This window comes from Klebsiella sp. R390 (genome assembly GCF_051131745.1).
Taxonomy (GTDB): Bacteria; Pseudomonadota; Gammaproteobacteria; order Enterobacterales; family Enterobacteriaceae; genus Klebsiella.
On the sequence record NZ_CP180445.1, the window covers coordinates 2313680 to 2333806 of the forward strand.

Here is a 20127-nt window from a genome sequence, read left to right on the forward strand (position 1 = left end):
ATCTCAAATCCGCGGCTGCGCCGCGTCCTCAACGTGATTTGTCGTCACCTGCCGCAGCGCCTGGCTCAGCTGGCTGCGGGTGAAGGGTTTACGCAGTAATTCGACGTCCGGCAGCGCCGGGTTGTGCGCCGGACGCAGATCCTGGCCGCTGATCAACAGCACCGCGACCGTCGGGAAACGGCGCTGGGTTTCGTTAATCACCTCCACGCCGCCGAGGCGCCCCGGCAGCATCAGGTCGCTAATCAGCAGCGCGATCTCCGTCGAGGCCTCCAGCAGCTGTAGCGCCTGCTCTCCGCTTTCGGCCTCAAGGGTTAACCAGCCAAGCTGATGCAGCTGTTCGCACAGGGTCTGGCGTACATCGGCTTCATCCTCCAGCACCAGCGCCAGCCGCTCGCCGCTGGACTCCTGCTCGCTTTCCGCCAGCATCGTACCGGCTACCGCCTGCACCGCAGCACGCGGTAGCTGTAAGCGCACCGTGGTTCCCTGACCCGGCGCGCTCTCGATAGCCACCCGTCCGCCGGACTGGCGCACGAATCCATAGACCATCGACAGACCCAGACCGCTGCCGCTACCGGTTGGTTTAGTAGTAAAGAACGGTTCAAAAACCTGCGCTTTCACCTCCTGGGACATGCCGCTGCCGTGGTCAATCACCTCCAGCACCACCATATCCTGGCGTCGCCCGTCGCTGCGGGCCACCCGCTGATTCCAGCTGCGCAGCTTGATCACCCCAGGGCGCCCTTCCATCGCATCGCGGGCGTTCATCACCAGATTAATAATGGCGTTTTCCAGCTGGCCGACATCAATCCAGGCGGACCAGGCCGGCGATTGTGCTTCAATCTCCAGGCTTAGCGTCGCCGGCAAAGAATGGCGCATCAGCTCGCTCAGGTTTTCCAGCAACGGCTGCATCGCCACGGCGTTCGGGTGCAGAGACTGCTTGCGTGAAAAGGCCAGCAGCCGCTGCGTTAACAGCGCCCCACGTTCAGCGGCTTTCCGCGCCCGGGCGATCCGCGGCGCATCGGCCTCCTGCGGCTGCACCAGCTCGAGGCTGCCAATAATCACCGCCAGCAGATTATTAAAATCATGCGCCAGCCCGCCGGTCAGTTGACCGACGGCTTTCATTTTCTGGCTGTGAACCAGCGCCTGTTCCAGCCCCTTTCGTTCGGTCCGATCCAGCACCACGTTCACCAGGCCGCGTCCGGGGACCGGGCTGAAGCGCAGCTCAATGGTGCGATCTCCCGCCAGCTGTAGCTCCTGCGGTTTGGGTAACGGACGGGCGAGGTTTTCCCGTACATGTTCCGCCAGCGTCGCCGCCTGGCTCAACAACTGCTGATAGTGCACCCCGCGCTGCAGGTCATTTGCCGCCAGTCCCAGCAGCAGCGGATATTGCGGATTCCACACCACCAGCTTCCCCTGATTATCAAACAGCGCAAAACCGTCGCGCATGGCGTGAAAGGTGGTCTCCAGCAAGGTGCTTTTTTCTTTTAACAGCTGGGAGGTATGGGCCAGCGAGGCGGTATTGCGGGCAAAGACGTTGAAGGCGCGCGCCAGCTCCCCCAGCTCATCGCGTCGTTGCAGCCCGGGAACGGAGACCTCCGCCTCACCGTGGGCCAGCCGCGACATCGCGCGAGAAATAGCGGTCAGGCTGGAGCCAAGGTTGCGGTAGATATACCAGCCGGCACAGCCGGTGATCGCCAGCGCCAATAGCGCCGACAGCAGAATAAAGGTACTGATCGAGCGCAGTTGCTGGTGGCTCTGCGCCGCCCGCAGTTCAGAGGCCTGTGCCACCCGGGCCACGTACAGATTAATATCGCTGTTAAGCAGCGCCACCAGCGCTTTGATGTGAAACATATACCAGCCGATCGCCAGATCGCTCTCTTCCAGCTGCGCCGACAGCGGCTCCAGCCTGGCCAGCTCCGCGTTGAAGTCCGCCAGAATCATGGCCTGGGTCGGATCCCGACTGGTTTTCGGCAGGAAGACCCGCACCGTATCCAGCTGCTGGACGATCGAACGCGGCGTGGCAGTATGGGTGGCGGCGACGATCAGCCGATCCATCTCCATCAACCGTCGGGGATCGATCGCCGCAGCGCCTGGCCGATCGTTAAGATCCTGAAGATGCCGAAGATAGCTCTGGTTCTGGTACAGCGAGCTGAGCAGCGTATTGCGTTGCAGGTGACGCTGCTGCCCCCGTTCCAGCATGCCCGCCACGCTCTGCTGAAGCGCATTGCTGCGGCGAATAATACTGGCCACCAGCGCCAGCTCCTGCTGCGCCAGCGGCGCGGCGGCAAGGCGGGATAGCGACGACTTCAGCACCTGCTGGGTCTCCAGCAGCCGTTCGGCCTCGCTTTTATACTCCAGCGCACCAACCACCTGCGAGAGGCGCACCGCGGCGGTGGCGACATTGGCGGTATCGCGGGCCAGATTCATACTGCCGGTCATATCGTCCAGGGTCTGGCGCTGCACCTGCTCCTGCAGCTGGCTGGCATGGCGAAACCCCAGCGCCGCCACCCCGGCGACCATGAGCGTCACCGCGACCATCAGTAAATTAAACGACAGCAGACGCCCGCGAGCGCTGGCAAAAAACGGATAGCGATGGGATGGCATGGTCAGCTCCGCGATCTTTTTATTTATCCTGGCGGTTGCGGGTAATGACCGGGAGCGTCACATCACGTAATTGTGACCCAGGTTAACTATTCATCAATATGACAAATATGAATGGCTGCTGACATGGTGTGTTTATCCGCCTGTGGTGGAGTGCATCTATCGCTCATCTTCCCAGGAGGTCTGCCATGCAGGGAACACCGGTCCTGTCCATGCGTAACATTGCCAAAGCCTTCGGCAAATTTTACGCGCTGAAAGGTGTCGATCTGACGGTCTGGCCCGGCGAGATCCATGCGCTAATGGGAGAGAACGGCGCCGGTAAAAGCACGCTGATGAAGATCCTCGCAGGCGCCTATACCGCCACCAGCGGCGAGATCCTGATCGACGGGCAACCGCACGCCATTAAAGGGCCAAAAGATGCGCTGGCGGCAGGGATCACCTTGATCTACCAGGAGATGCAGCTGGCGCCTAATCTGACCGTCGCCGAGAACATTTTCCTCGGCAGCGAGCTGGCGCGCGGCGGGCTGGTGCAGCGTAAAGAGATGCTTAATCAGGCTCAGGCGGTCATTGACCGCCTCGGCGCGCAGTTCAGGGCCAGCGACCTGGTGATGAAGCTGACCATTGCCGAACAGCAGCAGGTAGAGATTGCCCGCGCCCTGCATCGTAACAGCCGGATCCTGGTGATGGATGAACCGACTGCCGCCCTCTCTTCCCGTGAAACCCAACGCCTGTTCGAGCTGATCCTGCGCCTGCGCGACGAAGGCATGGCGATTATTTATATCAGCCATCGCATGGCTGAAGTGTATGAGCTCTCCGACCGCGTTAGCGTGCTGCGCGACGGGCAGTATGTCGGCAGCCTGACCCGCGACAAACTCAACGCTCCCGAACTGGTGCGGATGATGGTCGGCCGGCCGCTCAGCGATTTATTCAACAAAGAACGCGATATCCCGCCCGGTCAGCCGCGCCTGCGGGTTCAGGATTTGACCGACGGCAGCAAAGTCGGCGCCAGCAGCCTGGTGGTACACGCCGGGGAGATCGTCGGCCTGGCGGGACTGGTTGGCGCCGGGCGATCCGAGCTGGCGCAGCTGATTTTCGGCGTGCGCAAGGCCACCGGCGGCGTGATCGAAATCGATGGCGAGCCGGTGGTCATTCACTCGCCGCGCGAAGCCATCGACCTTGGGATCGGCTTTCTCACCGAAAACCGCAAGGAGCAGGGGCTGTTTCTCGAGCTGGCGGCGCAGGAGAACATCACGATGGCCACCCTGGAGCGGGATGCCAGCTGGGGGATGCTCAACCGCAAAAAGGCACAGACCATCTCCGATGAGGCCATCGCCCTGCTCAATATCCGGGTGCCGCATGCGCAGGTGCGCGCCGGCGGCCTCTCCGGTGGCAACCAGCAAAAGCTGCTGATCTCCCGCTGGGTCGCTATCGGCCCGCGCATTTTAATTCTTGATGAGCCGACACGCGGCGTGGACGTCGGCGCCAAAAGCGAGATTTATCGCATCATGAACCAGATGGCGCGCCAGGGGGTTGCCATCCTGATGATCTCCAGCGAACTGCCGGAAGTGGTCGGGATGAGCGACCGGGTCTATGTCATGCGCGAAGGCAGCATCGTCGGCGAACTGCAGGTCGGCGGCATCAGTCAGGAAAGCATTATGACGCTGGCGACCGGCGTTAACGACTCTCACCTTAAGGCGGTACAGCCATGACAATGCAGAAAACGCGCGCCGCGCAGCCGACGGATAAATCCGCATCGGCGAAGAAAATGCTGATGGGCGATTTGGTACAAACTGTCGGCATTTTGCCGATATTAATCTTGATTGTGGCGGTATTTGGCTTTATCGCCCCCAATTTTTTCACCGAAAGCAATCTGCTGAACATTACCCGCCAGGCCTCCATCAACATCGTTCTCGCCGCCGGGATGACCTTTATCATCCTCACCGGGGGGATCGATCTGTCCGTCGGTTCAATTCTCGGGACTACCGCGGTAGCGGCGATGGTGGTGTCACTGATCCCAGAGCTGTCGCTGCTCTCTATTCCCGCCGCGCTGATGCTTGGGCTGGTGCTCGGGTTGTTTAACGGCGCACTGGTCGCCTTTGCCGGACTGCCGCCGTTTATCGTGACGCTCGGAACCTATACCGCCCTGCGTGGAGCGGCCTATCTGCTGGCCGACGGCACCACGGTGATTAACTCCGACATTAGCTTCGAATGGATCGGCAACGATTATCTCGGGCCGGTGCCGTGGCTGGTGGTGATCGCACTGCTGGTGGTGGTGGTGTGCTGGTTTATCCTGCGCCGCACCACCCTGGGGGTTCATATCTACGCCGTCGGCGGCAACATGCAGGCGGCGCGGCTGACCGGTATCAAAGTGTGGCTGGTGCTGCTGTTCGTCTACGGCATGAGCGGGCTACTTTCAGGGCTGGGTGGCGTGATGAGCGCATCGCGCCTGTACAGCGCCAACGGCAACCTCGGCGTGGGCTATGAGCTGGATGCCATCGCCGCCGTGATTCTCGGCGGCACCAGCTTCGTCGGCGGCATCGGCACCATCACCGGCACGCTGGTGGGGGCGCTGATCATCGCCACCCTGAACAACGGCATGACCCTGATGGGGGTCTCTTATTTCTGGCAGCTGGTGATCAAAGGGGCGGTGATCATCATCGCGGTGCTGATCGACAAATACCGCACCCGACACCATCAAAGTGCATAACAACAATACCCTACAGACAGAGGAAAACAGTATGCGTTTGAAACCCGTAGTAACCGCGCTCTGTGCCGGCGCGCTGCTTGCCTCCGCGCCTTTTGCCCAGGCAAAAGAGCTGACATCCATCGGCGTAACGGTGGGCGACTTAGCCAACCCGTTCTTTGTGCAAATCACCAAAGGGGCAGAGCTGGAAGCCCGCAAGCTGGCCGGAGACAAGGTGAAAGTGACGTTGGTCTCCAGCGGTTACGATCTGGGCCAGCAGGTGGCGCAGATCGATAACTTTATTGCCGCCAAAGTCGACATGATTATCCTCAACGCCGCTGACTCCAAAGGTATTGGCCCGGCGGTAAAACGGGCAAAAGACGCGGGCATTGTGGTCGTCGCGGTGGACGTTGCCGCTGAAGGTGCAGATGCCACCATCACTTCCGATAACACCCAGGCCGGTGAAATGGCCTGTAAATACATCACCGACCGGCTGAAAGGCAAAGGTAACGTGGTGATTATTAACGGGCCGCCGGTTTCCGCGGTACAAAACCGCGTTGAAGGTTGCCAGACCGAGTTTAAGCGCCACCCGGATATCAAGGTGCTCTCCTATAACCAGAACGCGAAAGGCAGCCGCGAAGGGGGACTGGAAATCATGACCTCTCTGTTGGCCGCGAACCCGAAAATTGATGGCGTGTTCGCCATTAACGATCCGACGGCGATCGGCGCCGATCTGGCCGCTAAACAGGCGCAACGTCATGAGTTCTTTATTGTGGGCGTCGATGGCAGCCCGGACGGTGAAGAGGCACTCAAGCGTAAGAACTCACTGTTTGTCGCCACTCCGGCCCAGGACCCGCAGGTCATGGCGGCGAAAGCAGTGGAGATCGGTTACGACATTCTGCAGGGTAAACCGGCGCCGGCTGCACCGGTACTGATCCCGGTGATGATGATCGACAAAAACAACATTGGCAGCTACAAAGGCTGGACCGTGAAGTAACCCGAAGTCATGTAGAGTCGATAGCCTCAGGCGCTTCCCGGTTTATGCAACCGGGGAACGCCAGGGGTTATGCCGCTTTATCGCCGTGGGTGACATCCGCGGCGAACACATAGCCCAGACCACGTAAGGTTTTAATCAGCGTCGGCTGATGGGGATTGCGTTCTATTTTACGCCGCAGGCGCATGATCAGGACGTCGATGGTCCGATCAAATACCTCGGTGCTTTCGCTGTGGGTCAATGCCAGCAGCTGCTCGCGATTGAGGACCCGACGGGCGTTTTGCGCCAGCGCCAGCAGCAGGCTGTACTCCCCCTGCGTCAGCGGCACGGCCTGCTGTTGCGGATTGAACAATTCACAGCGCAACGTATCGAGCCGCCAGCCGTTAAACATCAGACCCGCGCTACCGCTGGCCCCTTCACTCCCCAGGGCACCACTGCGCCTGAGCACCGCTTTTACCCGCGCCACCACCACCCGGGAGTTAAACGGCTTGGCAATATAGTCATCGGCCCCCATCTCCAGCCCCACCACCACATCGGCCTCGCTGCCCAGCCCGGTCAGCATCACCACCGGTAATTCCGGCCGACTGCGCTGTAATTGTTGCAGTACCAGCAGGCCGTTGGTGTCCGGGAGAATCATATCCAGCAGCACCAGCGCGATATCCGTGCGCTGGGCGGCCAGCGTCAGCGCAGCATCACCGCGCTGACACACCAGCACCTCAAACACATGCGCGCTGAGCACGTCGCTGAGCAACTCGCCAATCGCGCTGTCGTCATCCACCACTAATATGACTGGTTTCATCACTCGCCTCTGCCCGCACGCCACGATCTCTGTCTGATTAATTCAGCAAAGCCCCTGCGACAAATCCATTCTGCGATCGCGTTTCTTCAATCGATGTCACATCTCTCTGCGCGTCGACACGTCAAAACTGACGATTGCCTGCTTTTCGTCAGCATTCAGACCAAAAAATCGACGTATTATCAGTGAATACACACAATGAAAACATGGCATAGAAGATGCATATTGAGGGCGAGATAGCGCGTAGGCGCCCATTGATTAACTGGAGCAAGACCGATGAAAAAAGTCGTCACGGTTTGCCCGTATTGCGCATCAGGTTGCAAAATCAACCTGGTGGTCGATAACGGCAAAATCGTCCGGGCTGAGGCGGCACAGGGGAAAACCAACCAGGGAACCCTGTGTCTGAAAGGCTACTATGGCTGGGACTTTATTAATGATACCCAGATCCTCACCCCGCGTCTGAAAACCCCGATGATCCGCCGTCAACGTGGCGGCAGACTGGAATCCGTCTCCTGGGAGGAGGCCCTCGACTACGTCGCCACTCGCCTCAGCGAGATTAAAGCCAAGTATGGCCCGGATGCTATCCAGACCACCGGCTCATCTCGTGGGACCGGCAACGAAACCAACTATGTGATGCAAAAATTCGCACGCGCCGTTATTGGTACCAATAACGTCGACTGTTGCGCGCGCGTCTGACACGGCCCTTCGGTTGCAGGTCTGCACCAGTCGGTCGGTAATGGCGCCATGAGTAATGCCATCACAGAGATTGATAACACCGATCTCGTGTTTATCTTCGGGTATAACCCGGCAGATTCACACCCCATCGTGGCGAATCACGTGATTAACGCCAAACGCAATGGGGCGAAAATTATCGTCTGCGATCCGCGCAAAATTGAAACCGCGCGCATTGCCGATATGCACATCGCGTTGAAAAACGGCTCGAACATCGCGCTGCTCAACGCCATCGGGCATGTCATTATCGAAGAAGATCTCTACGATAAATCCTTCGTTGCCAGCCGTTCCGAGGGCTTCGAAGAGTATCGCAAAATCGTCGAAGGCTACACGCCGGAGTCGGTGGAAGCGATCACCGGCGTCAGCGCGCAGCAAATTCGCGAATGCGCCAGAATGTACGCCAGCGCCAAATCCGCAGCCATTCTGTGGGGCATGGGCGTCACCCAGTTCTATCAGGGGGTGGAAACCGTACGATCGCTTACCAGCCTGGCAATCATGACCGGCAACCTCGGTAAACCGAGCGTCGGTGTGAACCCAGTACGTGGGCAAAACAACGTCCAGGGTGCCTGCGATATGGGTGCGCTGCCGGATACCTATCCGGGCTACCAGTATGTGAAGTTCCCAGAGAACCGCGAGAAGTTCGCCAAAGCCTGGGGCGTCGACAGCCTGCCGGAACACACCGGCTACCGCATCAGCGAACTGCCGCACCGTGCGGCGCATGGCGAAGTGCGGGCAGCGTACATCATGGGGGAAGACCCGCTCCAGACCGACGCCGAGCTATCTGCCGTGCGTAAAGCGTTTGAAGAGCTGGAACTGGTTATCGTCCAGGACATCTTTATGACCAAAACCGCGTCGGCGGCGGATGTAATTTTACCGTCAACGTCGTGGGGCGAACATGAAGGGGTTTATACCGCTGCCGACCGTGGTTTCCAGCGCTTCTTTAAAGCGGTAGAGCCGAAGTGGGACCTGAAAACCGACTGGCAGATCATCAGTGAAATCGCCACCCGGATGGGCTATCCGATGCACTACAACAACACCCAGGAGATCTGGGACGAGTTGCGGCATCTGTGCCCGGATTTCTACGGCGCTACCTACGAGAAAATGGGTGAGCTGGGCTACATCATGTGGCCGTGTCGCGACGAATCCGACGCCGATCAGGGTACCTCTTATCTGTTTAAAGAGAAGTTTGATACCCCGAACGGTCTGGCGCAGTTCTATACCTGCGACTGGGTTGCGCCGATTGACAAGCTGACCGACGAGTACCCGATGGTACTCTCCACGGTGCGTGAAGTAGGCCACTATTCGTGCCGTTCGATGACCGGCAACTGTGCGGCGCTGGCCGCGCTGGCGGATGAACCAGGCTATGCGCAAATCAACACCGCCGACGCCGCGCGTCTGGGGATTGAAGATGAAGCGCTGGTGTGGGTCAACTCGCGCAAAGGGCGGATCATCACCCGTGCGCAGGTCAGCGACCGGCCGAATAAAGGGGCGGTCTATATGACCTACCAGTGGTGGATTGGCGCCTGTAACGAGCTGGTGACCGAGAACCTGAGCCCGATTACCAAGACGCCGGAGTACAAGTACTGCGCCGTGAACGTTGAACGCATCGCCGATCAGCGCGCCGCCGAACAGTATGTGATTGACGAGTACAACAAGCTGAAAGCCCGCCTGCGCGAAAGCGCAATGGGTTAATCACGCCGCCTCCCCGGAGGCGGTGCTTCGCACCTGTCCGGGCTACCGGACTGCACGTCCCCATCGCCCGGGTAAAGTGGTAACGCCGCTACCCGGGTTTCACCAAACCTGCCAGTTGCTGCCATTTTCTTCTTTTTCGCCTCCCTTTATACTGCTCGCTGTGTCCCTGACTGATAATAAAAAATGAAATACCTCTATTTACTTCTGGCATTATTTTCACTCACCGCTGGCGCCATGGAACCCGGAAGCCAGTACAAACAGCAGGCGGAAGCGGGCGATCCGCGGGCGCAATACTATCTTGCGGATACCTATGTCAGTTCCGGCGATTATCCGCAGGCTGAATACTGGGCGCAAAAGTCGGCCGATAACGGCGACGGTGACGCGCTGGCGCTGCTGGCTCAGTTAAAAATTCGCAACCCGCAGCTGGCCGATTACAAACTGGCCCGGCAGCTGGCCGAGAAATCGGTACAGACCGGCAGCAAGGCCGGAGAGATCGTCCTTGCCAGGGTGCTGGTCAACCATCAGGCCGGAAAGACGGATTATACCCACGCGATCTCGCTGCTGCAGGATGCCGCCCAGGACCCGGAAAATGACTCTGCCGTTGATGCTCAGATGCTGCTGGGATTGATTTACGCTAGCGGCGTGCAGGCAGCGGAAGATGACGCGATGGCGACAGACTATTTTAAACGCAGCTCCTCGCTGTCCCGTACCGGGTATGCCGAATACTGGGCGGGCATGATGTTCCTGCAGGGAGAGAAAGGTTTCATCGAACCGAATCACCAGAAAGCGCTGCACTGGTTGAACGTCAGCTGTCAGGAAGGGTTTGATACCGGTTGTGAAGAGTTCGACAGAATAAGCAAAGGATAAAAACAGGCCCGGTGCGATGGCACCGGGCCTGGTATTTTATTGGGCCGTCTTATCAAATTTGCCCAGCACCTCGCGTTCATACGCCAGCGCTTTTTTACGGTCAAACTTGTGTTCCCAACGGGCAATCACCAGCACCGCCAGGGCATTGCCCACCACGTTCAGCGCGGTACGCGCCATATCGAGGATACGGTCAACACCGGCAATAAAGGCCAGACCTTCCAGCGGGATCCCCACGCTACCCAGCGTCGCCAGCAGCACGACGAAGGAGACGCCCGGCACGCCGGCAATCCCTTTCGAGGTCACCATCAGCGTCAGCACCAGAGTGATTTCCTGCCACAAGGAGAGGTCAATGCCGTACAGCTGCGCGATGAAGATAGCCGCGATACTCTGATACAGCGTCGATCCGTCGAGGTTAAAGGAGTAGCCGGTCGGTACCACGAAACTGGTAATCGAAGCCGGAGCACCATAGGCCTCCATCTTCTCAATAATTCGCGGCAGCACGCTCTCAGAACTGGCGGTAGAGTACGCCAGAATCAGCTCATCTTTCAGGATGCGGATCAGGATCCAGATGCTCAGCCCGCATAACCGCGCCACGGTACCCAGCACCACCAGCGCGAAGAACAGGATCGCGAAGTAAACCAGAATCACCAGCTTCGCCAACGGCCACAGCGAGGCGAAACCGAAGGTCGCCACGGTGACGGAGATCAGCGCAAACACCCCGACCGGCGCATAGCGCATCACCATGTGGGTCACTTTAAACATGGTTTCGGAGATAGAACGGAAAACCGTGACCAGCGGTTCACGGTGGGTCGCTGGCAGCGAAGAGAGCCCCAGTCCGAACAGCACCGAGAAGAAGATAATCGGCAGCATTTCGCCTTTCGCCATGGAGGCGACGATATTGGTCGGCACCAGAGACAGGATAGTCCCCATCAGACCATGAGCATGGTTCTGCACTTCCGCCGTCGTGCTCTGATATTTCGATATATCCACCGCCGCCAGCTGCGACATATCAATGCCGCTTCCCGGCTGGAACACGTTCGCCAGGGTAATCCCCAGCACAATCGCCACCGTGGTGATCACTTCAAAATAGATAATGGTTTTGGCACCGATACGGCCCAGTTGCTTGGCGTCGCCCACGCCTGCAATCCCGACGATCAGCGTCGAAATAACAATCGGTACCACGATCATTTTGATCAGATGGATAAAGATATCGCCCGCCGGCGTCAGGAAGTTCGAAATGATCCATTCGCGACTTTCGGCGTGATAATGCAGGTAACTGCCCAAAAGGATACCCAGCACCAGGGCCAGCAAAATTTGCCAGGCCAGACTGACGTTTGTTTTTTTCTTCACTACAGACTTCCTCAATGAAAGGCAGCATTCCCAGAGGTAATGATGCCCACTGAAAGGGGTATGAATTGTGTTGCGTTGCTGTATGGGGTTTTTTAACGCGCAGTATCAGTATCATTTGCACGGCATGCTGCGCAAGCGTTTAAGAACAGGGCTTTCCGCTGGTTTTGTGCATAAATTCACGAACTTTCCCCACTTATATTGCATAAGTATTTGTTATAAAAAAATTTTCATAAATTCAATTTCTATAAATACATCAGCGAAATTATTCCACTTCAAAGTTTCATTTGATTGATTTTCATTCAGTTGAATTAATGCGTGATCTGCCCCCCAAATAGCAAACAAAGCCGCTAAAGCCCCTACAATTAACGTTTACTTGACATATATTTAACAATCTAAAGGAGAAAAAAAGCCATGAGCCAAATACATAAACATTCTATTCCCGCTAACATTGCGGACAGCTGCCTGATTAACCCGGAACAGTACAAGGCAAACTATCAACAATCGATTACTGACCCCGAGAGTTTCTGGGGTGAGCAAGGCAAAATCCTTGACTGGATGCAGCCCTATACCCGCGTGAAGAACACCTCGTTCGCGCCCGGCAACGTCTCCATCAAATGGTATGAAGACGGCACCCTGAACCTCGCAGCGAACTGTCTCGATCGCCACCTGGCCGAACGCGGCGACCAGACCGCAATTATCTGGGAGGGCGACGACGCCAGCCAAAGCAAACACATTACCTATCGTGAACTGCATCGCGACGTGTGCCGTTTTGCTAACGTCCTGCTCAATCTCGGTATTAAAAAGGGCGATGTTGTCGCCATCTATATGCCCATGGTGCCGGAAGCGGCCGTCGCTATGCTGGCCTGCGCCCGTATCGGCGCCATCCATTCGGTGATCTTCGGTGGTTTCTCCCCTGAGGCGGTCGCCGGGCGCATTATCGATTCCAGCTCTCGCCTGGTGATCACCGCTGACGAAGGCCTGCGTGCCGGTCGTGCGATCCCGCTGAAGAAAAACGTCGATGACGCGCTGAAAAACCCGAACGTCACCACTATCGAGCATGTCGTGGTCCTCAAACGCACCGGTGGCAAAATCGACTGGCAGGAAAATCGCGACCTGTGGTGGAGCGATCTGATTGAGCAAGCCAGCGCGGATCATCAGCCGGAAGAGATGAATGCCGAAGACCCGCTGTTCATCCTCTATACCTCCGGTTCCACCGGCAAGCCGAAAGGGGTGCTGCACACCACCGGCGGCTATCTGGTCTATGCGGCCACCACCTTTAAATACGTCTTCGACTACCATCCTGGCGAGATCTACTGGTGCACCGCCGATGTGGGCTGGGTCACCGGTCACAGTTATTTGCTGTACGGCCCGCTGGCCTGCGGCGCCACCACCCTGATGTTCGAAGGCGTGCCAAACTGGCCAACCCCGGCACGGATGTGTCAGGTGGTCGATAAGCATAAGGTCAATATCCTCTACACCGCGCCGACGGCGATCCGTGCGCTGATGGCGGAAGGTGATAAGGCAATCGAAGGCACAGACCGCTCTTCCCTGCGTATTCTGGGTTCCGTCGGCGAGCCGATTAACCCGGAAGCCTGGGAGTGGTACTGGAAAAAGATCGGCAATGAAAAATGCCCGGTGATGGACACCTGGTGGCAAACCGAAACCGGTGGCTTCATGATTACCCCGCTGCCGGGGGCCATCGAGCTGAAAGCCGGCTCCGCCACGCGGCCTTTCTTCGGCGTGCAGCCGGTGCTGGTCGATAACGAAGGTACTCCGCTGGAAGGTGCGACAGAAGGCAACCTGGCAATCGCCGATTCCTGGCCGGGTCAGGCACGCACGCTGTTTGGCGACCACGAGCGCTTTGAACAGACCTACTTCTCCACCTTCAAGAATATGTATTTCAGCGGCGACGGCGCGCGTCGTGACGAAGACGGTTATTTCTGGATCACCGGGCGCGTGGATGACGTGCTGAACGTCTCCGGCCACCGCCTGGGCACCGCGGAAATCGAATCGGCGCTGGTCTCGCACCCGAAAATTGCCGAAGCGGCAGTGGTCGGCATTCCACATAACATTAAAGGCCAGGCGATTTACGCTTACGTGACGCTGAATCACGGTGAAGAACCGACGCCAGAACTGTATGCCGAAGTGCGCAACTGGGTTCGTAAAGAGATTGGCCCGCTGGCCACGCCGGATGTGCTGCACTGGACCGATTCATTACCGAAAACCCGCTCTGGTAAAATCATGCGCCGTATTCTGCGCAAAATTGCCGCGGGCGATACCAGTAACCTCGGCGATACCTCAACCCTGGCGGATCCGGGCGTGGTGGAAAAACTGCTCGAAGAGAAGCAGGCCATCGCCATGCCGTCATAAACCAACGCATTCCCTACACCCTCTCCCCTTCAGGGGAGAGGACATAAATAATAGCCCCTAAGGATTCCACGTAGCAGGACAGCGCAAGCCCCCCTCTTCCCGACAGCGCGCTGCCGGGCGGATAAGTGCTGCCGCTGAATGGCGTGTGGATGACAAAAGGGATACCTCTGGAGACGCTGTAATGAATGAACAAATTTGTCAGCGGATAGAAGATAGTGCGCATTTCAGGGAGTTAGTTGCTACCCGGCAAAGGTTTGCCGCCATCTTGTCACTGATTATGTTGGTTATCTATGTGGGCTTTATTTTGCTCATCGCCTTCGCCCCTGGCTGGCTCGGCACGCCGCTGCATGCCGGCACCAGCGTCACCCGAGGCATTCCTATTGGCATCGGCGTTATCGTTATCTCTTTTGTACTGACCGGGATCTATGTCTGGCGGGCAAATGGTGAGTTTGATCGCCTGACGAAAAGTGTGATTAACGAGGTGCACGCATCATGAAGAAAGTCCTGACGGCGATTGCCGCCACACTCCCTTTTTCCGTGAGTGCCGCTGACGCTATTTCCGGTGCGGTGCAGCGTCAGCCGACAAACTGGCAGGCGATCATCATGTTCCTGATTTTTGTCGCCCTCACGCTGTATATCACCTATTGGGCCTCAAAACGGGTACGCTCGCGCAACGACTATTACACGGCGGGCGGTAATATCACCGGTTTCCAGAACGGGCTGGCGATTGCCGGCGACTTTATGTCGGCGGCCTCCTTCCTCGGTATTTCTGCGCTGGTCTACACCTCCGGCTACGACGGGCTGATTTACTCCCTTGGCTTCCTGGTCGGCTGGCCGATTATTCTGTTCCTGATTGCCGAACGCCTGCGTAACCTCGGGCGCTACACCTTCGCCGACGTCGCCTCGTATCGCCTGAAACAGGGGCCAATTCGTACCCTCTCCGCCTGCGGTTCGCTGGTGGTGGTGGCGCTGTATCTGATTGCGCAGATGGTTGGCGCAGGCAAGCTTATCCAGCTGCTATTCGGCCTGAACTATCACGTGGCGGTGGTGCTGGTTGGCGTGCTGATGGTGCTCTACGTCCTGTTCGGCGGCATGCTTGCCACCACCTGGGTGCAGATTATCAAAGCGGTTCTGCTGCTGTGCGGCGCCAGCTTTATGGCCTTTATGGTCATGAAACACGTCGGCTTCAGCTTCAATAATCTGTTCAGCGAAGCCATGGCGGTACACCCGAAAGGGGCGGCCATCATGAGCCCGGGTGGATTGGTGAAAGATCCGATATCCGCGCTGTCGCTGGGCCTCGGACTGATGTTTGGTACCGCCGGTCTGCCGCATATTCTGATGCGTTTCTTCACCGTGAGCGATGCGCGTGAGGCGCGGAAAAGCGTGTTCTACGCTACCGGCTTTATGGGCTATTTCTATATTCTGACCTTTATTATCGGCTTTGGCGCGATCATGCTGGTCGGGGCAAACCCGGCGTTCAAAGACTCGGCGGGCGTGCTGATTGGCGGCAATAACATGGCGGCGGTCCACCTGGCTGACGCGGTAGGCGGCAATCTGTTCCTTGGCTTTATTTCCGCCGTCGCCTTCGCCACGATTCTGGCGGTGGTCGCGGGCTTAACCCTGGCAGGCGCATCGGCGGTCTCTCACGACCTGTACGCCAACGTCTTCCGCAAAGGTGCCAGCGAGCGTGACGAACTGCGGGTGTCAAAAATCACCGTGCTGTTGCTGGGAGTGGTGGCGATTCTGCTGGGGATCCTGTTCGAAAACCAGAACATCGCCTTCATGGTGGGTCTGGCCTTCTCGATTGCTGCCAGCTGTAACTTCCCGATCATTCTGCTGTCGATGTACTGGTCGAAGCTCACCACTCGCGGTGCGATGGTCGGCGGCTGGCTGGGGCTGTTAACGGCGGTTATCCTGATGATCCTCGGCCCGACAATTTGGGTGCAGATCCTCGGTCATGAAAAGGCGATATTCCCGTATGAATATCCGGCGCTGTTCTCTATCGCCATCGCCTTTGTGGGTATCTGGTTCTTCTCCGCTACCGACAACTCTGCCGAAGGGATGCGCGAGCGCGAGCAGTTCCGCGCGCAGTTTATCCGTTCGCAGACCGGTATCGGTATCGAACGCGGGCAGGCGCACTAACCTGACCTTCCCCGGCCGCATGGCCGGGGAAATTAAAACATCAGCAGACGGACCAGCGGTGCTGCCAGCACCGTCACCACGCCGGACAGCATCATCACCAGACTGGCGACGACCCCTTCCTGTGGCCCTAGCTCATATGAACGCGCGGTACCCGCTCCGTGAGACGCCGCACCGAATCCTGCCCCCTTTGCCATCCCGCCGCGAATGGCGAGCCGCATAAACAGCACATCGCCCACCGCCATACCAAACACGCCGGTAATCACCACAAACAGCGCCACCAGCTCCGGCTGGCCGCCAATCGGTTTGGCCGCCGCCAGCGCAAACGGCGTGGTGATCGAACGGACCGCCAGGCTGCGCTGGATCTCATCCGGCAGGGTCAACAGCCGGGCCAGCCAGACCGAGCTGGTCACCGCCACAACCACCGCGGTAGTCACCCCGGCGCTCAGCGACATCCAGTGACGTTTAATCACCGCCAGGTTGTCATACACCGGGACCGCAAACGCGATAGTCGCCGGCCCCAGCAGCCATAACAGCCAGTGGGCTTCGCCCATATAGTTCTGATAAGAAATGTGGCCAAAAACCAGGATCAGCACCAGCAGCAGCGGGGTAAAAACCAGCGGCATCAACGGCAGCTTGTGAAAACGACGATACAGGCGCTTATTGGCGAAATAGAGCACCAGCGTGACGATCAGACACAGCAGGCTCAGTTGAAAATTACTCATGCTTCATCCTGCTGATTTCATAGCGATACACTTTATCCACCACCCACGCGGTGGCCCCCAGCACCATCAGGGTACTCAGGGCAATCACCAGGAAGATTCGCCAGCCGTCCACCATCAGTAACTGGGTGTAATTCACCACCGCCACCACCGCCGGAACGAAGAACAGCAGCATCTCTGCCAGCAGCCAGCGGGAGCCTGCCCGCACCCAGTTTAATGGGATCACCCGGCAGACGATTAACGCCAGCAGCAGCAGCATACCGACCAGATTCGCCGGCAGGGGCAGATGCAGCCAGTTCACTAAATAGTCAGCGCAGACAAACATTCCGGCATAGATGAGCACCTGAACGGGTACCTGAAGGCGTTGTACAACGAGGGGGGTCACACGAGCTGGCGCGAAGGCCATGAGCGAAATTCCTGAAAAAGAAGCGAGGTGTGCAGTATAGAGAGCCGCCGGAACGGACAGAAATGAATTAAAATCATCACAGGTATAGTCTCTGGGAATAATTATGGATATCCGAACGCTGCGCTATTTTGTCGAAGTGGTGCGCCAGCAGAGTTTTACCCGCGCTGCGGAAAAACTGTTTGTGACGCAACCCACGATCAGCAAGATGCTCAAAAATCTGGAAGATGAGCTGAACTGCACCCTGTTGATTCGCGATGGTCGCAAGCTCCTGCTCACCGACACCGGACGGGTGGTTTTTGAACGCGGACAGGCAATTCTGGGTGAGTTTCATCAGCTGGAATCGGAGCTGAGCGATATTAACCATCTCCACAAGGGCGTCCTGAGACTGGGGATCCCGCCGATGGTGGGGATGCTGATGGCCGAGCCTATCAGCCAGTTTCGCCAGCGCTACCCGGGCGTCGAACTGAAGATTTCGGAATTCGGCGGCCTGACGGTGCAGCAGGCGGTGAGCAACGGCGAGCTGGATCTTGCGATGACAGCGCTGCCGGTTGACGAGAACAGTGGCCTGAGCACCCTGCCGTTGTTCAACCACCCGCTGTGCGTGCTGACCCCAAGGACAGAGCAATGGGCGCAGGTTAACTCGCTGTCACCGGAGGCGCTCGCGGCTCATCCGCTGGTGATTTATAACGAAGATTTCGCCCTCAGCCGCCAGCTGATGGCGCTGTTTACCTATCATGATGTGAAGCCCCGTATCGCGGTGCGCAGCGGCCAGTGGGATTTCCTGGCGGCGATGGTGCAGGCGGGCATTGGCGTGGCGATCCTGCCGCAGCCAATCTGTGAACGCCTCGATGCGCAGGATTTTTGCTGGATACCGTTGCAGAGTGAACTGCACTGGGAACTGGGGATGATCTGGCGGGAAGGGGTTTATCTGTCGCACAGCGCCCAGGCGTGGCTGGAGTGCAGTAAGGCGTTCTGGCTGGAATAAGCTCCCGTAGCCCCGGCATGCGTAGCGCCACCGGGGAACGGGTGCGGTATTACTGATCTTCGATTAACAGCGCTTCCAGCAGGTCCAGATCGTGCAGCAGTTTCTGCAGCGTCTCATTGCTGATCTGCCGGGTCGCACGCAGGTGATACAGCTCCCCGCGCTCCGAACGCAGCGCCGCCAGACGGAACCGGCGTTCAAGCTGCTCTTCGAGGATCGAGGTTTCGACGTCGTTACGTCCGTCTACGCGGCGGCGCAGGTTACCGATGACCCTGGAGCTAACCTCGGTCAGCAGCTGGTTATCGATATTCTCTTTGGTATCCGCCGCCAGTCGCTCCTCCATTTTCTGAATAGCGACAATAGCGACATCGGCGGTCGCCGCGCGGGCCAGTCGCTCCTCTTTACGCTGCTGGACATGGTCGCTCGACTCGATATGGCGCAGCAGAATCGGCAGCGCAATCACGCCGACAAACAGCGAGAACAAGATCACCCCCGCCGCCAGAAAGACCAGTTCATAACGTGCCGGGAAGACGTTACCGTCCGGCAGCAGCAGCGGAATCGACAGGACACCGGCCAGCGTAATCGCCCCGCGCACCCCGGCGACGGAGGAGATCAGCAGCTCACGAGTGGTCCATGAACCAAACTCCATCGGTTTCTTTTTCAGGAAGCGCTGGCTTAATTTACGCATCGTCCACAACCAGCCAAAACGCACCAGCATCAGCGCGGCATAGATCAGGATGATGTCGGTAAACAGCATCCAGGTTTCAACGTTAGGGTCCGCTTCGGCCGCCACCAGCGAGGTCGACAGAATATCCGGCAGCTGCAGGCCCAACAGCAGGAACACCATGCCGTTAAACACGAACTCCAGCATCGCCCAGGTGCTGTTCGCACGCAGACGCATTGCCAGCGGTGCCGTGCGCATCACCCCGGAACGGGTAATGGTCATCCCCGCCGCGACCGCCGCCAGGATCCCGGAAACGCCAATATGTTCAGCGATCAGGTAGGAGGCAAACGGCAGCAGGAACAGCAGGACAATCTGTGTGGCAGGCTCGTCACCGCCCCAGCGGCTGAGAAAACGCATCGAGCGCCCGTACAGCCAACTGACCACAAAACCGGCCAGGATGCCGCCGATAGCCACCTTCAGGAATTCGACTGTCGCGCCGCCGACGGTAAAGACCATCGTCCCCATCGCCACGGCGACGGCAAATTTCAGCGAGACCAGGCCGGAGGCATCGTTCATCAACGCCTCGCCTTGCAAGATCCCCATAATTTTTTTCGGGATGCGTCCCTCACCCACAATGCCCGACAGCGCGACGGCATCGGTCGGTGACAGCACCGCCGCCAGCGCAAATGCCGGAATCAGCGGAATACCCGGAACAATCCAGTAAATCAGGAAGCCGATGCCCACCACCGTCACCAGCACCAGCGCCAGCGCCAGCCCGAGGATTTCCCGGCCGTGCTCAATAAATTCGCGGGTCGGCGTCTTCCAGCCGTCGGCAAACAGCAGCGGCGGGATAAACAGGACCAGGAAGAGTTCGGGGTCAAATTCAACGTGCAGACCAAAGGTCGGCCACGCCAGCATCGCACCAATGGCGATCTGCATTAACGGGAGTGGAACCTGGAAGGGCAGTACGCGTGTAACCACCCCGGAAAGCGAGACCACGAGGGTCATGATGAGTATGGTGAAGAATATTTCCATGTGTTCCCTGTTCGCTACATTTTATTATTTTATACCCTAATAATTCGAGTTGCAGGCAGGCGGCGACGCAGGGAATCCCCAGGAGCTTACTGAAGTA

Annotated in this window: 15 protein-coding genes; 9 read left to right on the forward strand and 6 right to left on the reverse strand. The window is 58.1% G+C overall.

The genetic code is table 11. The features are described 5' to 3' along the window. Positions 1-3: 3 nt before the first annotated feature. The gene (locus ACMYSP_RS10790) at positions 4-2601 is read right to left on the reverse strand and encodes an ATP-binding protein (RefSeq protein WP_434586748.1); all 2598 of its coding nucleotides are present in this window, start codon (positions 2599-2601) and stop codon (positions 4-6) included. 185 nt (positions 2602-2786) lie between these two features. Between ACMYSP_RS10790 and ACMYSP_RS10795 the strand changes: the two genes are divergently transcribed. From ACMYSP_RS10795 to ACMYSP_RS10805, 3 genes are read left to right on the forward strand one after another with little or no spacing between them, the layout of a single operon-like run. Next, entirely contained in the window at positions 2787-4307 is a 1521-nt protein-coding gene (locus ACMYSP_RS10795) for a sugar ABC transporter ATP-binding protein (RefSeq protein WP_434586749.1), read from the forward strand. A 2-nt stretch (positions 4308-4309) separates the two neighbouring features. Then, positions 4310-5305: an ABC transporter permease subunit gene (locus ACMYSP_RS10800; protein WP_434587063.1), complete on the forward strand. Its 996-nt coding sequence runs from the start codon at positions 4310-4312 to the stop codon at positions 5303-5305. Between the two features lie 31 nt (positions 5306-5336). Continuing rightward, positions 5337-6278, forward strand: coding sequence for an ABC transporter substrate-binding protein (locus ACMYSP_RS10805; RefSeq protein ID WP_434586750.1), 942 nt, complete (start codon positions 5337-5339; stop codon positions 6276-6278). 67 nt (positions 6279-6345) lie between these two features. Here ACMYSP_RS10805 and ACMYSP_RS10810 read toward each other — a convergent pair whose 3' ends face one another. Continuing rightward, on the reverse strand, positions 6346-7074 hold the full coding sequence (locus ACMYSP_RS10810; RefSeq protein WP_434586751.1) for a response regulator: 729 nt from the start codon (positions 7072-7074) through the stop codon (positions 6346-6348). A gap of 273 nt (positions 7075-7347) precedes the next feature. On the opposite strand from ACMYSP_RS10810, the gene fdhF reads away from it, so the two are divergent. Both fdhF and ACMYSP_RS10820 read left to right on the forward strand, forming a co-directional pair. After that, entirely contained in the window at positions 7348-9495 is a 2148-nt protein-coding gene (gene fdhF / locus ACMYSP_RS10815; protein WP_434586752.1) for a formate dehydrogenase subunit alpha, read from the forward strand. Positions 9496-9678: 183 nt separating this feature from the next. Then, positions 9679-10362, forward strand: coding sequence for a tetratricopeptide repeat protein (locus ACMYSP_RS10820; RefSeq protein ID WP_434586753.1), 684 nt, complete (start codon positions 9679-9681; stop codon positions 10360-10362). A gap of 36 nt (positions 10363-10398) precedes the next feature. Here ACMYSP_RS10820 and gltP read toward each other — a convergent pair whose 3' ends face one another. Then, a complete protein-coding gene (gene gltP / locus ACMYSP_RS10825; protein WP_123757779.1) occupies positions 10399-11712 on the reverse strand; it encodes a glutamate/aspartate:proton symporter GltP in 1314 nt (437 codons plus the stop codon). 411 nt (positions 11713-12123) lie between these two features. On the opposite strand from gltP, the gene acs reads away from it, so the two are divergent. The 3 genes from acs to actP all read left to right on the forward strand — a co-directional run bounded on the left by acs (position 12124) and on the right by actP (position 16224). Further along, the gene (acs, locus tag ACMYSP_RS10830; protein ID WP_434586754.1) at positions 12124-14082 is read left to right on the forward strand and encodes an acetate--CoA ligase; all 1959 of its coding nucleotides are present in this window, start codon (positions 12124-12126) and stop codon (positions 14080-14082) included. A 181-nt stretch (positions 14083-14263) separates the two neighbouring features. Then, positions 14264-14578 carry a DUF485 domain-containing protein gene (locus ACMYSP_RS10835; RefSeq protein WP_434586755.1) on the forward strand — a complete coding sequence of 105 codons (315 nt, stop codon included), beginning with the start codon at positions 14264-14266 and terminating at the stop codon, positions 14576-14578. After that, the gene (gene actP / locus ACMYSP_RS10840; RefSeq protein ID WP_434586756.1) at positions 14575-16224 is read left to right on the forward strand and encodes a cation/acetate symporter ActP; all 1650 of its coding nucleotides are present in this window, start codon (positions 14575-14577) and stop codon (positions 16222-16224) included. The genes ACMYSP_RS10835 and actP overlap by 4 nt, the downstream gene beginning before the upstream one ends. Positions 16225-16256: 32 nt before the next feature. Here the strand turns inward: actP and ACMYSP_RS10845 are convergent, their stop codons facing one another. Beyond that, complete coding sequence (locus ACMYSP_RS10845) at positions 16257-16946, reverse strand: LrgB family protein (RefSeq protein ID WP_434586757.1); 690 nt, start codon at positions 16944-16946, stop codon at positions 16257-16259. Further along, complete coding sequence (locus ACMYSP_RS10850) at positions 16939-17349, reverse strand: CidA/LrgA family protein (RefSeq protein ID WP_434586758.1); 411 nt, start codon at positions 17347-17349, stop codon at positions 16939-16941. Before ACMYSP_RS10850 ends, ACMYSP_RS10845 begins: the two co-directional genes overlap by 8 nt. 103 nt (positions 17350-17452) lie before the next feature. Here ACMYSP_RS10850 and ACMYSP_RS10855 point away from each other — a divergent pair, with 103 nt between their 5' ends. Then, positions 17453-18334, forward strand: coding sequence for a LysR substrate-binding domain-containing protein (locus ACMYSP_RS10855; protein WP_434586759.1), 882 nt, complete (start codon positions 17453-17455; stop codon positions 18332-18334). Positions 18335-18383: 49 nt separating this feature from the next. Here the strand turns inward: ACMYSP_RS10855 and ACMYSP_RS10860 are convergent, their stop codons facing one another. Next, on the reverse strand, positions 18384-20030 hold the full coding sequence (locus tag ACMYSP_RS10860) for a Na+/H+ antiporter (protein ID WP_123757767.1): 1647 nt from the start codon (positions 20028-20030) through the stop codon (positions 18384-18386). Positions 20031-20127 lie beyond the last annotated feature (97 nt).

What these genes read in the sequence shown, in the direction of transcription:
- ACMYSP_RS10790 (WP_434586748.1), bottom strand. Translation starts at nt 2,601, where the DNA reads ATGCCATCCCATCGCTATCCGTTTTTTGCCAGCGCTCGCGGGCGTCTG.
- ACMYSP_RS10795 (WP_434586749.1), top strand. Translation starts at nt 2,787, where the DNA reads ATGCAGGGAACACCGGTCCTGTCCATGCGTAACATTGCCAAAGCCTTC.
- ACMYSP_RS10800 (WP_434587063.1), top strand. Translation starts at nt 4,310, where the DNA reads ATGCAGAAAACGCGCGCCGCGCAGCCGACGGATAAATCCGCATCGGCG.
- ACMYSP_RS10805 (WP_434586750.1), top strand. Translation starts at nt 5,337, where the DNA reads ATGCGTTTGAAACCCGTAGTAACCGCGCTCTGTGCCGGCGCGCTGCTT.
- ACMYSP_RS10810 (WP_434586751.1), bottom strand. Translation starts at nt 7,074, where the DNA reads ATGAAACCAGTCATATTAGTGGTGGATGACGACAGCGCGATTGGCGAG.
- ACMYSP_RS10820 (WP_434586753.1), top strand. Translation starts at nt 9,679, where the DNA reads ATGAAATACCTCTATTTACTTCTGGCATTATTTTCACTCACCGCTGGC.
- acs (WP_434586754.1), top strand. Translation starts at nt 12,124, where the DNA reads ATGAGCCAAATACATAAACATTCTATTCCCGCTAACATTGCGGACAGC.
- ACMYSP_RS10835 (WP_434586755.1), top strand. Translation starts at nt 14,264, where the DNA reads ATGAATGAACAAATTTGTCAGCGGATAGAAGATAGTGCGCATTTCAGG.
- actP (WP_434586756.1), top strand. Translation starts at nt 14,575, where the DNA reads ATGAAGAAAGTCCTGACGGCGATTGCCGCCACACTCCCTTTTTCCGTG.
- ACMYSP_RS10845 (WP_434586757.1), bottom strand. Translation starts at nt 16,946, where the DNA reads ATGAGTAATTTTCAACTGAGCCTGCTGTGTCTGATCGTCACGCTGGTG.
- ACMYSP_RS10850 (WP_434586758.1), bottom strand. Translation starts at nt 17,349, where the DNA reads ATGGCCTTCGCGCCAGCTCGTGTGACCCCCCTCGTTGTACAACGCCTT.
- ACMYSP_RS10855 (WP_434586759.1), top strand. Translation starts at nt 17,453, where the DNA reads ATGGATATCCGAACGCTGCGCTATTTTGTCGAAGTGGTGCGCCAGCAG.
- ACMYSP_RS10860 (WP_123757767.1), bottom strand. Translation starts at nt 20,030, where the DNA reads ATGGAAATATTCTTCACCATACTCATCATGACCCTCGTGGTCTCGCTT.